Annotated in this window: 11 protein-coding genes; 4 read left to right on the top strand and 7 right to left on the bottom strand. The window is 73.0% G+C overall.

Annotated elements, in window-relative coordinates; all coding sequences use genetic code 11:
• On the bottom strand, positions 1-2943 hold a 2943-nt coding region (locus J0670_RS14415), incomplete at its 3' end, for a tetratricopeptide repeat protein (RefSeq protein WP_207811953.1).
• A 223-nt stretch (positions 2944-3166) separates the two neighbouring features.
• Between J0670_RS14415 and J0670_RS14410 the strand changes: the two genes are divergently transcribed.
• Complete coding sequence (locus tag J0670_RS14410; RefSeq protein ID WP_207811952.1) at positions 3167-4399, top strand: tetratricopeptide repeat protein; 1233 nt, start codon at positions 3167-3169, stop codon at positions 4397-4399.
• A gap of 134 nt (positions 4400-4533) precedes the next feature.
• On the top strand, positions 4534-5784 hold the full coding sequence (locus J0670_RS14405; protein WP_207811951.1) for an acetylhydrolase: 1251 nt from the start codon (positions 4534-4536) through the stop codon (positions 5782-5784).
• Here the strand turns inward: J0670_RS14405 and J0670_RS14400 are convergent.
• On the bottom strand, positions 5774-6136 hold the full coding sequence (locus J0670_RS14400) for a helix-turn-helix domain-containing protein (RefSeq protein ID WP_207811950.1): 363 nt from the start codon (positions 6134-6136) through the stop codon (positions 5774-5776). The two genes, J0670_RS14405 and J0670_RS14400, sit on opposite strands and share 11 nt — an antisense overlap.
• 56 nt (positions 6137-6192) lie before the next feature.
• Between J0670_RS14400 and J0670_RS14395 the strand changes: the two genes are divergently transcribed.
• Positions 6193-6933: a hypothetical protein gene (locus J0670_RS14395; RefSeq protein WP_207811949.1), complete on the top strand. Its 741-nt coding sequence runs from the start codon at positions 6193-6195 to the stop codon at positions 6931-6933.
• A 115-nt stretch (positions 6934-7048) separates the two neighbouring features.
• On the opposite strand, the gene J0670_RS14390 is transcribed toward J0670_RS14395, so the two are convergent.
• The 5 genes from J0670_RS14390 to J0670_RS14370 form a co-directional block, all read right to left on the bottom strand.
• The gene (locus J0670_RS14390) at positions 7049-7687 is read right to left on the bottom strand and encodes a hypothetical protein (RefSeq protein WP_207811948.1); all 639 of its coding nucleotides are present in this window, start codon (positions 7685-7687) and stop codon (positions 7049-7051) included.
• Between the two features lie 59 nt (positions 7688-7746).
• Entirely contained in the window at positions 7747-8481 is a 735-nt protein-coding gene (locus tag J0670_RS14385; protein ID WP_207811947.1) for a hypothetical protein, read from the bottom strand.
• Between the two features lie 172 nt (positions 8482-8653).
• Complete coding sequence (locus J0670_RS14380) at positions 8654-10696, bottom strand: FAD-dependent oxidoreductase (RefSeq protein ID WP_207811946.1); 2043 nt, start codon at positions 10694-10696, stop codon at positions 8654-8656.
• 196 nt (positions 10697-10892) lie between these two features.
• On the bottom strand, positions 10893-11468 hold the full coding sequence (locus tag J0670_RS14375) for a TerD family protein (protein WP_207811945.1): 576 nt from the start codon (positions 11466-11468) through the stop codon (positions 10893-10895).
• Between the two features lie 175 nt (positions 11469-11643).
• Positions 11644-12057, bottom strand: coding sequence for a hypothetical protein (locus J0670_RS14370; protein ID WP_207811944.1), 414 nt, complete (start codon positions 12055-12057; stop codon positions 11644-11646).
• Positions 12058-12167: 110 nt separating this feature from the next.
• Here J0670_RS14370 and J0670_RS14365 point away from each other — a divergent pair, with 110 nt between their 5' ends.
• Positions 12168-12461 carry a hypothetical protein gene (locus tag J0670_RS14365; protein WP_207811943.1) on the top strand — a complete coding sequence of 98 codons (294 nt, stop codon included), beginning with the start codon at positions 12168-12170 and terminating at the stop codon, positions 12459-12461.
• Positions 12462-12508 lie beyond the last annotated feature (47 nt).

The raw sequence follows: 12508 nt of genomic DNA, 5'->3' as shown, positions 1-12508 counted from the left end.
CCACGAGGGGCGCACTCGGGGCTTGGGGGGCGGGGGCTTCGGGCCGGTCCGCTCGGCCGTCTCGTCCAGGTCGAGGGCGATCGTCAGGTTGATGTAGGCACCGTGCGCCTGCTCCTCGCAGTCGAGTTCCCGGAAGAGCACGATGGCCCGCTGGAAGGCGGCGACGGCCTCGGCCCGGTGGCCCAGGTTCACGCGGGCGACACCGAGGTTGGTGTACGCCACGGCCGTGCCGTAGCGGTCCTCGGTCGTCTCGAAGATCGCGACGGCGCGGGCCCCGGCCTCGGCGGCCTCCGCGTTGCGGCCCGCCTCGATCAGCGCCTCGGCGCTCTTCTCCTCCGCCTCGGCCTCGCCGTGCCGTTCGCCGACCTCCCGGTACACCTCGGCGGCGGCGGCGTGGGTCCGGACGGCCCGGTCGAACTGCCCCATCACGCGGCGGCAGGTGCCGATGTTGTTGAGCACGTCGGCCTCGGACTTGCGGTCGCGGGTCTCCCGGAAGAGCAGAACGGCCCGGTCGTGCGCCTCCAGGGCCCGGTCGAACTCGGCCGTCCTGCGCAGGGCGCAGCCCAGGTGGTTCTGCGCGATCGCCTCGCCGTGCCGGTCGTCGCAGGCGCGCAGGCACGCGACGGCCCGGGTGAGCTGCTCGACGGCCTCGTCGTGGCGGGACAGGACGGTCAGGACCGTGCCGAGGTTGACGCGGGCCAGGCCCTCGCCCTGGCGGTCCCGGGTGTCGATGAACGCCTCGACGGCCGCCTCGTCGGCCGCGGCGGCCTCCGGCAGCCGGTGTGTGCGCTGGAGGCACAGGCCTAGGCTGTTGCGGGCGATGGCCTCGCCGTGGCGGTCCCCGAGCGAGTGGTACAACTCGGCGGCCCGGCTCTGGACTTCGGTGGCCTCGTCGAGCTGCCAGGTTTCGATCAGGAGGCGGCCGAGATCGGTGAGGGCGGCGGCCTCGCCGTGAGGATTCTCCCGGCGGCGCTGGATCTCGGCGGCCTCGCGGAAGAGTTCGACGGCCTCGGCGAACCGTCGCTTGCCGGCCAGGACCCGGCCGCGGGCGACGAGCGCCGCGGGGGTCCGGGTCTCGCCCGCGGTGAGGGCCTCGGCCTCGATGACGTCGTCCATGGCCCGGTCGAACTCCCGCACGCTCGCGAGGACGGTGGCGCGGTTGGTGAGCGCGACCCTGCGGCCCCGGTCGTCGCCGAGCCGTTCGTACAGTCCGGCGGCCGCCTCGTACAGGCGGGCCGCCATGTCCGGGTCGCCCATCTCGAACCAGACCCCGGCCAGGTTGAGCGCGGACTCCGCGAGCCCCGCCGGGTGGTCCGCCGCCATGCACAGGTTGGCGGCCGCCTGGTGCGCGGCGCGGGCCTCCTCGAACCGCCTGACCTCGGCCAGCGCCGCGCCGTAGTGGTTCAGCGCCGAGGCCGTGCCCGTGCCGGAGCCGTGCTCCTGGTGCACCGCCACGGCCACCATGCCGACGTCGATCCAGTCGTCCAGGTGGCGTCTTCGCCTGAGGTAGCGGGCGAGCGCGTACGAGAGGGCGACGCTGACGTCCGGCCGTCCCTTGCCGTGCGCGACCTTCACCGTCTCGACCAGGTTGGCCCGTTCGGCGTCCAGCCACTCCAGGGCGGCGGCGAGGTCGGCGAAGCGGCCGGGGTTCTCCCCGTTCTCCGCCTCGGTGTCCAGGGCGGTGTCGGCGGCCTCGGTGGTCTGCCGGTAGTGGTCGAACAGCCGGCCGGCGGCCTCCAGGGCCCGGTCCTGTCGAGCCCTGGCGTTGCCCTTCTCGTGGGCGAACAGGCGGACCAGGTCGTGCTGGTTCCAGCGGCCGTAGGTGGCGCCGTGGCCGATCAGGTGGGCCCTGGCCAGGTCGTCCAGGAGGTCCTGGACGTCGTACGGGTCCTCGTCGAGGAGCCGGGCGGCGGCCTCGGTGGACACGTCGGGGCCGGGGTTCAGCGACAGGAACAGGAACAGCCGGGTCTGTTCCGGGCTCAGCGCCCGGTAGGAGAGCTCGAAGGCGGCGCGCACCGCCTTGTCGGTGCGGCGGCTGAGCCGGTCCAGTCGCCGCTGGGAGTCCTCCAGCGCCTCCCGCAGGTTGGCCAGGGAGCGGGTCGGCGCCTCGGTGAGCAGGGCGGTGGCGATCCACAGGGCGAGCGGCAGGCCGGCGCACAGCTCGGCGATCCGGGCGGCCTCGGCGGGCTCCGCGGCCACCCGGCCGTCACCCGGTCTCGACCGTTCCACCACTCGGCGGATGAACTCGACGCCGGTGTCCCGGTCGAGGCAGTCCAGGTCGTACACGCGCTCGCCGAGGTGGAAGGTGAGCGTGTGCCGGGACGTCACCAGGACGTGGGTGGCGCCGTCGGAGGGCAGCAGCGGATGGACCTGCTCCGGCCCGTCGGCGTTGTCCAGGAACACCAGCACGCGGCGGCCGTGCTCCGCGTAGCCGTCGAGGACGGTGCGCAGCAGCGCGCTGCGGTCGGCCCGGCCCGGCGGGATGTGCTCGGCGGGGACGGCGAGGTAGCGCAGCAGGCTGTCCAGGGCCTGCTCCGGGGAGAGGCGGCGCTCGTCGTCGTACCCGGAGAGGTCCAGGTAGAGCACCCCGCCGGGGAACCAGTCGGGCTCGGCCAGGGCTCGGCGGGCCGTCTGGAGGGCGAGTTCGGTCTTCCCGACCCCGCCGAGGCCGGTCAGCACGGTGATCCCGCCGGCGTCGCCGCTCCCGGTCCCGCCGGCGTCGCCGTTCCCGGTCACGCCGGCGTCCCCATCGCCTGGCGCCAGCCGTTCGTGGAGCTCCCGGGCCGTCTCGCGGCGCCCGACGAAGGTCGGGCTGGCGGGCGGCAGGCCCTTGTTCGTCGGGCGCACCTGCGGCGGCATGTGCAGGGTGACGTACTGGCCCTGGATCACCGCCCCCAGGAAGAAGCCGCCCTTGATCTCGTTGTGCACCGCCCCGTCGTCCATGCCCCACCCCACCGCGACCGCCGGTCACCAGGGGGAACACTGTAGGACCAACTGACCATGATCACAGGAGGGTTCGCCGGATCGGCGAACCGTGATCGCACGAACGGTGCGGGATCGTTCGGAGGTTCGGCACCGGTGAAGGGGTCAGTTTGTAAAGGCCGTTGCAAATCCCACCCATCCGGGCACAAAGTGGATGCCTCAAGTAAGCGGACAGGAGCTGATCATGGGGATCTTCGGTCGGAAGCGGAAGCGCGAGCAGGAGCAGCGGCAGCCCGCGGGCGGCGGGATCGACATCGGCGGTGGGATGAAGGTGCACCTGGAGGTCTCGCCGGAACAGATGCGGCAGCTCACCGACCAGGCCCGGCAGGCCGCCGAGGCCGGGGACGTCAAGGCGATGTTCCACCTGGCAGGATTCCTGGAGCACCAGGGCAAGCTGCAGGAGGCCGCGGACTGGCACCACAAGGCGTCCTCCGCCGGCAACGCCGACTCGACCACCTGGCTCGCCGACAAGCTGATGAAGCAGGGCCAGACCGAGCAGGGCCTCGACTACCTGCGCCTCGCCGCCCAGCGAGGTCACGTCTCCTCCACCTTCAACCTCGCGGTCATACTCCTCAGCGAGGACAGCGAGGACCACGAGGGCGGCCGCTGGATGCTGCGCGCCGCCGAGGCCGGCCACCCGAAGGCGATCGAATACCTCGGGATCGACATCGAGGAGGTCCGCAAGGTGCGGGCCGCCGTCCAGCAGGACATCGCCAAGGCCGAGCAGGGCGACGCGGCCGCCGCGCACCGGGCCGCCACCGCGCTGATCGACCTCGTCGAGGACGAGGAGGCCGACCGCTGGCTGGAGGTCGGCGTGCGGGGCGGAAACGCCGACTCCGCCTATGAGCTGGCACAGCGGCTGCGCGACGGCGGCGAGCCGGGACGCGCCCTGGAACTGATGAAGGAGGCCGCACGGCTCGGCCGCAAGGACGCGACCCGGGTCGCCGGGGTCTGGCTGTACACCGACGGCGAACCGGCCGCCGCCGTACCGCTGTTGCGGCAGGCCGTGGCGGACGGCGAGGAGCTGGTCAGGCCGATCCTCGGCGCCGCGCTCGTGGCCGCGGGGGACCTGGACGGCGCGGAGGCCGTGCTGCGTCCGGCCGCCGAGGCCGGCGACTGGCAGGCGCAGTACAACCTGCTGGCCGTCCTCCAGCAGCGGGCGGCCCTCACCGGGACGCAGCCGGGCCCGGAGGCACAGGAGCTGCTGATCAAGGCCTCGAAGGGCGTGCACGACGCCGGGCAGGAGCGACTGGACGCCGGACGACCGGACCAGGCCGCCCACTTCCTGCGGATCGCCGCCCGCGCCGGCGACCCGGTGGCGCAGCGCTCCCTGGGCAAGCTGCTGCTGGCCATGGACCCGAAGGACCCCGAGGGCAAGGAGTGGCAGCAGCGCGCGAACAGCGCCCTGGGGCGGTAGGAGGCGGTCGCGGACCGCGCACCCCCGGGCCGTCATCAGCCCGGGGATGTAAACCCGTGGGCCAATGCGGGCGGCCGGTTGATCAATCCGTGGACCGATGTGCGCCGTCCGCGCCGCGTGACACCGTTCCGCGCATGGACACCACGCCGTTCACCAGTAGTCCCGCACTCCTGACGCGTCGTCGCATGCTGGGCGCCGCCGTGGCGTTGGGAGCCGCCGCTCCACTCGGCCTGGCCTCCGGCGCCTTCGCGGCGGCGCCATCCACCGCGGCGGCCCCGGCCTCACCGCGCACCGCCGCGCCCGGCTCCGGGCGGCTGACCCTGCCCGAGCCGACCGGGCCCTACCCGGTCGGCACCGTCGCCCTGCACCTGCGCGACACCTCCCGGCCGGACCCGTCCGCCGGGCCCGGCGCGTTCCGCGAGCTGATGGCCGCCGTCTGGTACCCGGCGCGGAACTCCGACGCCGACTCCCACCCGTTCGCGCCCTGGATGACCGACGGCGCCCTGAAGGCCTTCCTGAACGACGCGGGCTTCCCCCTCCCGCTCTCCCTCGCCCCACTCACCTCCGGCCGCCTCGGCGCGCCCGTCCACCGCTTCGGCCACCGGCTGCCCGTCGTGGTCTACTCGCACGGCTCGGGCAGCCACCGGGCCGACCACACGATCATGGTCCAGGAACTCGCCAGCCACGGCTACGTCGTGCTCACCGTCGACCACACCTACGACGGCTACACCGAGTTCCCCGACGGCCGCGTCATCACCGACGGGATGGGCCCCGCGCAGGGCCTCTACCCCAGGGACTACGCCGCCGACGCCCGGTTCATCGTCGACTGCGCCCAGGAGCTCGCCTCCGGTCGCAACCCCGACGTCGACGGCAAGGCCCTCCCCGACGGCCTGCTCGGCGCCCTCGACCCGCTCGACATCGGCATGTTCGGCTGGTCCAAGGGCGGCACCGCCACCGCCATCGCGATGACCGCCGACCGGCGCATCCGGGCCGGCATCAGCATCGACGGGCCCATGCTCCCGCTCATCACCACCGACCTGGACCGGCCGTTCCTGATGATGACGGCCGTCTTCACCCGGGCCAAGGAGAAGGGGCCCGCCGACTTCTGGACGCACCTGCGCGGCTGGCGGCGCGACATCCAGGCCGACGGCGCCGTCCACGCCTCCTACGGCGACAACCTGGTGCTGATCCCGCAGGCGGCGAAGCTCCTCGGCATGAGCCAGCAGCAGGTCCAGCAGATGGTCGGCACCCTCGACCCCGACCGCGGGGCGCTCATCCAGCAGGCCTACCCGCTCGCCTTCTTCGACCAGCACCTGCGCCACCGACGCGGGCAGCTGCTCGACGGGCCCTCCTCGAAGTTCCCCGAGGTCACGTTCATCCCGTAGCACTGCTCCGGGGCGGCCGCGACGGGGGTGCGGCCGCCCCACCCCGGTGCTCCAACAGCTCCACCCCGGTCCGGTACAGCTCCACCAGCAGCGGCCGCAGCGCCTCACCGGTCGGCATCAGCCGGTACGGGGTCCGCACCGGGAAGCCGACCAGCCGCTCGCGGGCCACCAACTCCCGCTCCCCCAGGGCCCGGAGACGCTCGGCGAGCACCTTCGGGCTGATCTCCGGCAGCCGCTCGCGCAACTCCCCGTACGAGGCGGAGCCGTGCATCAGCTCGCGCAGCACCAGCGTCGTCCAATGGCCATCGACGTCGCCCCCCGTGGCCCGGACGGCCGCTGGCGCCGACCTCATCGACAATCGACAATCCCTTCGGCACCGCGTAGGACCACCCCCGATAGCCTGGTCCGATGCTGCTCCCCACCGTCCCGCGCACCCGCGTGCGGCCCACCGCGCGGCCGGCCATCGCGACGCCGTTCGGCCCGCTGACCTTCGTCACCGCCGTCGGGGACACCGCCCTGCCCTCCCTGCCCGAGGAGCTCTTCGACCTTCCGGGCGGCCGCACGATCGCCCGGTGGGCGCTCCCCTCGGCCCGCGTCGAGCTGCTGCTGACCCCGTACGACGCCGAGCTCGACCCCGACCACTGGGGGCCGCTGACCGACTGCCGGGCGGCGGTGTGGCGGATCGACGCCCTGGCGCCGCTGCCCCGGGTGTGGTTCTCCGCGAGCGTGCCGGAGCAGCTCCCGGAGGGTGCCGACGCGTACTGGGACGGGGGCCAGGGGCTGACCGCGATCACGGTGGAGGACGAGAGCACCAAGCTCACCATCGGCGGCAACGACGAGGAGGCGATCTGCTTGGCGGCCGACGCGCGCGAGGTGCCCCGACGGTGGGCGGCCCTACTCGACGAGGTCTACGAGCGTTCGTCCACCACCTGGGGCGTGAACGTCAACACCGACGCCGACGCCGACCGCGGCATCGTCTGGCGGCTGCCCCCGCTGGAGGCCGGCGAGCACTGCGAACTCCCGGTGGTGGCCGCCTGGGCCTCGGCCGCCGACGAGACCGAGAACACCTGGTTCGCCGTCATGCCGTCGCCGACGTGGCTACTGCGCCAGGCCGCGGCCGCCGTGGCCACGCCTCCGGTTGCGGGCTGACCGCGGAGAAGAACACCCGGCCGGTCCGCAGAATCCGTTCCACCGCGCCGGACCGAACAAGGCGGTGCCCCGCCTCCCCACAGGGAAGACGGGGCACCGCACTCGTTCCGACCGCTCAGCACTGCACGGGGTCGGCCTTCTCCATGTTGAGCGTCACACGCTCCTCGGCCGGAGCGCCGTCGCGCCGGACCGCCACCCGGTACTCGCCCAGGAGGTTGCGCGGCACGGACACCGTGTAGACGGTGCGGAGCACACCGTCGACGTCGGCCGAATACCCCTTCCGTGCCGGGAAGTCCCGGCCCTGACAGGAGACATGATCGACCGTCTCGCCGCTGGACATCAGCAGCACCGACCACTGGCCCTGGTAGAGGCTGGCGCCGAGGAAGGTGCCGACTCCAGGAACCGGCCTCGCGGCGATCTCCTCGGGCGGAACGCATCCACGCGAGACGACTCCCGGCGACGCCGAGCAGATGGCGCCGGTCTTCTCGGCCTGCCAGATCAGCTCCGGGCCGTAACCGCTGTCGTACCGGGCGACCGTGAACTCACCGCCGACCGGGGCGTTGCCGTTCTCCTCGGCCAGCCTCAGGATCTGCCGCCTGGAATCCTCCGGAACCGTCGGTCCCTGAGCGTCCCCGCCGACCGAACCCGTGGACCCGGCTGCCGCCGCACCGGGCAGTGCGGTGCAGCCCGCGGCGAGCAGTACCGCGGCCGGGAGGAGCAGCAGGCGGTGGGAGCGACCCGAACGTTGCGTCACCCGCACATCATCCACAGGACGATCATGGGATGGCAACTGCCGGCCCGCCCCCGGTCCGCTCAGGCCGACCTGCCCCTGGTGACGGTGGCCCGCGGCGGGGTGGTGCTGCCGGCGGGGGCGCCGAGGAGGCGCTCGACCTTGGCGACGGCGGTGCGGTACTGGATGGCGGCGGTCTGCGTGTCGGAGCTCTGGCGCTGGAAGAAGCCGTAGATCATGCCGACGGTGCCGAAGCGCTCCACGCCGAGGTAGGCGTTGAGCTGGACGCCGTCGATGGTTCCGTCCAGGCGGACGGCGGGGGCGTCCGGGCGGTCGCCGAGGGTGATGGGGGTGACGGTGAAGGTCGCCGTGGCGTTGGTGCCCGCGCTGAAGGTGACGGTGTGGCAGGTCTTGAACGCGTCGGCGAGCAGCTTGAAGTCGTCGGCGAGTTTGGCCTGGTCCTCCGCGCCGAGGGACTGCGTCACCATCGGGTTGCCGGCCGCGCCGTCCAGTTCGGTGGAGGCGTGCGGGTTCGAGGAGCCGGGCATGGTGGCGTGCGTGCCGATCAGGGTGCTGAGCGCGGCGCAGCCGGTGACCGGGGTGGGGTTCCCGCTCGGGCTGGGGCTCGCGGATGCGGACGCGGACGCCGCAGTGTAGGCGGGGCCGAGGTCGTCGACGGTGAGCAGGGCCGACTTCAACTGGTCGGAGGATGGAAGCTCCTGGCCCGTCTCGGCGGACGCCAGGTGTGCCGGGCCCAGTGCGGCCGCCGCGACCAGGGCGGCGGCGGTGAGGGCGTGGAGAGGCCTCGGGAGGGACATGCCGACCCCCGGTCGAGAGTTCGGGCAGGGACAGAGAGCAGGGACAGCGACCAGTGTCCCACCGGGGGCCGGGCGGGGCGCGCGGGCGGGTATCGCCGCAGGTGAGGGTGGTCGGGGCGGCCCGCAGCAGGTGCGGCCGCGGGCCGCCCGGTGACCACCCGGGCACGTACGGTCAGATGCTCGCGGCCAGCTCCGTGCCCTGCTTGATCGCCCGCTTGGCGTCCAGTTCGGCCGCCACGTCGGCGCCGCCGATCAGGTGCACGGTGAGGCCGCGCTCGCGAAGCGCCTCGTACAGGTCACGGCGCGGCTCCTGGCCGGTGCAGAGCACCACGGTGTCCACGGGCAGGAGTTGGCGCTCGCCGTCGATGGTGAAGTGCAGTCCGGCGTCGTCGATCAGGTCGTAGCTCGCGCCGGCGACCATGGTGACGCCGCGGTGCTTGAGTTCGGTGCGGTGGATCCAGCCGGTGGTCTTGCCCAGCCCGGCGCCGACCTTGCCGGTCTTGCGCTGCAGCAGGTGGACGCTGCGCGGGGGCTTCGGCCGCTCGGGGGCGCGCAGTCCGCCGCGCTCGCGGTACTCCGGGTCGATGCCCCACTTCGCCTGGAACACCGACGGGTTGAGGCTCGCAGCGTCGCCCCCGTCGGTGAGGAACTCGGCCACGTCGAAGCCGATCCCGCCCGCGCCGAGGATGGCGACCCGCTCGCCGACCGGCGCGCCGTCGCGCAGCACGTCCAGGTAGCCGAGCACGCTGGGGTGGTCGATTCCCGGGATGTCCACGGGAGTTCGGGGGGTGACGCCGGTCGCGAGGACGAGCTCGTCGTGGCCCGCCTCGGCCAGCTGCCCGGCGGCGACGGTCGCGCCGAGGCGCAGCGTGATGCCCAACTCGCCCAGCCGGGTGCGGAAGTAGCGCAGCGTCTCGTCGAACTCCTCCTTGCCGGGGATGCGGCGGGCGATGTTCAGCTGCCCGCCGACGGCCTCGGCGGCGTCGTACAGCGTGACGTCGTGGCCGCGTTCGGCGGCGGAGACGGCGAAGGCGAGCCCGGCCGGTCCGGCTCCGACGACGCCGATGCGCTTGCGCAAGCGGGTGGGGGCGAGGACGAGTTCGGTCTCGTGGCAGGCGCGCGGGTTGACCAGGCAGGAGGTGATCTGGAGGTTGAAGGTGTGGTCCAGGCAGGCCTGGTTGCAGCCGATGCAGGTGTTGATGGCCTCGGCGCGGTCGGCGGCCGCCTTGTTGACGAAGTCGGCGTCGGCGAGCAGCGGGCGGGCCATCGAGACCAGGTCGGCGCAGCCGTCGGCGAGCAACTGCTCGGCGATCTCGGGGGTGTTGATGCGGTTGGTGGTGACCAGCGGGATGCCGACCTCGCCCATCACCCGCTTGGTGACCCAGGCGAAGGCGCCGCGCGGCACGGAGGTGGCGATGGTGGGGATGCGGGCCTCGTGCCAGCCGATGCCGGTGTTGATGACGGTCGCCCCGGCGGCCTCGACGGCCTTGGCGAGCGTGATCACCTCGTCGAGGGTGGAGCCGCCGGGTACCAGGTCGAGCATGGAGAGCCGGTAGACGATGATGAAGTCCTCGCCGACCCGCTCGCGGACCCGGCGGACGATCTCCACCGGGAAGCGCATCCGCCGCTCGTACGGGCCGCCCCACTCGTCCTCGCGGTGGTTGGTGGCGGAGACGATGAACTCGTTGATCAGGTAGCCCTCGGAGCCCATGATCTCGACGCCGTCGTAGCCCGCGCGGCGGGCGAGTTCGGCGCAGCGGGCGAAGTCCTCGACGGTCTGCTCGACCTGCTCGGCGGTGAGCGCGTTGGGGACGAAGGGGCTGATCGGGGCCTGGAGCGCGCTGGGGGCGACGAGGTCGCGGTGGTAGGCGTAGCGGCCGAAGTGCAGGATCTGCAGGGCTATCCGCCCGCCGGCGGCGTGCACGGCGTCGGTGACCACCCGGTGCCGGTCGGCCTCCTCCTCGGTGGTGAGCATCGCGCCGCCCTCCCAGGGGCGCCCGGCCTCGTTGGGGGCGATGCCACCGGTGACGATCAGGCCGACGCCGCCGCGGGCGCGCTCGGCGTAGAAGGCGGCCATCCGCTCGTAGCCGCCGGGGGCCTCCTCCAGGCCGACGTGCATCGAGCCCATGATCACGCGGTTGGGGAGGGTGGTGAAGCCGAGGTCGAGCGGGCTGAGCAGGTGCGGGTAGCGGCTGCCGGCGGGGGTGGAGCTCATCGGCGTCTCCTGGAGGGGCGGGCGGTCGGGTTTGTCACTGCGCTTTGTTACTGCACAGTAGGGGACGGTTGCGGCGCTATGCAACTAGTTGCATAGCGCCGGTGGGTACGGGAAAGGACACGGAAAAGCCCCGGCCTCCCGGAGCTCGGGCTCCAGGAGGCCGGGGCTCGCCCGGCGCGCTACGTCAGGCGCTACGTCAGACGTTCACGCCGTAGTCGGTGGCGATGCCGCGCAGGCCGGAGGCGTAGCCCTGGCCTATGGCGCGGAACTTCCACTCGGCGCCGTTGCGGTACAGCTCGCCGAAGACCATCGCGGTCTCGGTGGAGGCGTCCTCGGTCAGGTCGTAGCGGGCGATCTCCTGCCCGTTGGCCTGGTTGACGATCCGGATGAAGGCGTTGCGGACCTGGCCGAAGTTCTGCAGCCGGGCGTCGGCGTCGTAGATCGACACCGGGAAGACGACCTTGGCGACGTCGGCCGGCACCCGGGCGAGGTCGACCTTGATCTGCTCGTCGTCGCCGTCGCCGCCACCGGTCAGGTTGTCGCCGCTGTGCTCGACCGAACCCTCGGGGCTGCGCAGGTTGTTGAAGAAGACGAAGTGCTGGTCCGAAACCACCTTGCCGAGCGCGTTGCACAGCAGCGCACTGGCGTCCAGGTCGTAGTCGGCCCCGGTGGTGGTGCGAACGTCCCAGCCGAGACCCACGATCACGGCGCTCAGACCGGGCGCCTCCTTGCTCAGCGAGACGTTGCCGCCCTTGGCCAGCGAAACTCCCACAATGCCCTCCTCGGATCTCTCCCTGCGGACGAATCTACAACACTGTAGAGATCACGAGAATCCGCCTGCGGGCGGGCTCCGCCCCGGGGATTTCTCAGGGGCTCCGACGGGAACCGATCAGCGGGACCTCCCCCTCGGCGCGGGCCCCCCGGAAACCGGCGTCACCGGAGCCCGCTCACTGCACCGCGTCGATCTCGATCCGCAGCGCGCCGCCCTCGGCGAGCGACTGGCGCCCCCAGTCCAACAGCAGCCGCAGCACCTCGCGTTCGCCGGCCGGCGACCGGGTGAGGTCCACCTGTTCGAGCTCGCGGACCAGCCCGGCCATCGCCGGCCGCCCGATCCGGGTGCTGAAGTCGAGGTCCGGCTCGTGCCGGGCGAGGGTCGGCAGGGAGCGGCCCAGCCGCCTCAGCGCGGCCCGCAGCGCACCGCCGTCCGCGTAGGCCTCCAGCAGGCCCGACTCCGGCGCGGGGCCGGCCTTCCGCCCGGTCCGGGCCTTCACCGGCACCCGGTACAGCCCGAGGACGTACTCGTCCTCCGACACCTCCTCGCCGGGCCCGTACGGCCGCGGCCCGCGCGTCTCGCTCCGCATGCCGAGCACCCTAGCCCCACTCGGCAGTCCCGCTCGGCCGGGCCGGGGAGTCCTGGCCGACCTAGACTGGCGGTGGATTCCCCTCGCAGGCCCTGCCGTCGGAGGTCCCGATGCGCCAGCGGTACAGCTTCCACCTCGACCGGGGCGGGCACTCTGTCACCGTCAACGTCCGCTCCGGCCTGATCACCGAGACCGAGCTGCTGGTCGACGGCAAGGAGTGCGCCTTCCACCGGGTCCACGGCCACGGCGACTACCCGCTCACCCTCTCCGCGCAGCTCGCCGAGGAGCCGCCGAGGCCGCTGTCCGTCCGGCTTGACCGCACGGGACGGGCGGAGCATCCGCTGGCCTGCGTGCTGGAGGTCGAGGGCACCGAGCACCCGATGCCGGAGCGCACGGCCCGCTGAAACCGCCCGCAGGGGTGGTTTGCGGGTGAATGCTAAGAAAACCTACA

Source organism: Streptomyces sp. FH025, from assembly GCF_017427025.1.
Lineage (GTDB): Bacteria > Actinomycetota > Actinomycetes > Streptomycetales > Streptomycetaceae > Kitasatospora.
This window is presented reverse-complemented; position numbering and strand designations above follow the sequence as displayed.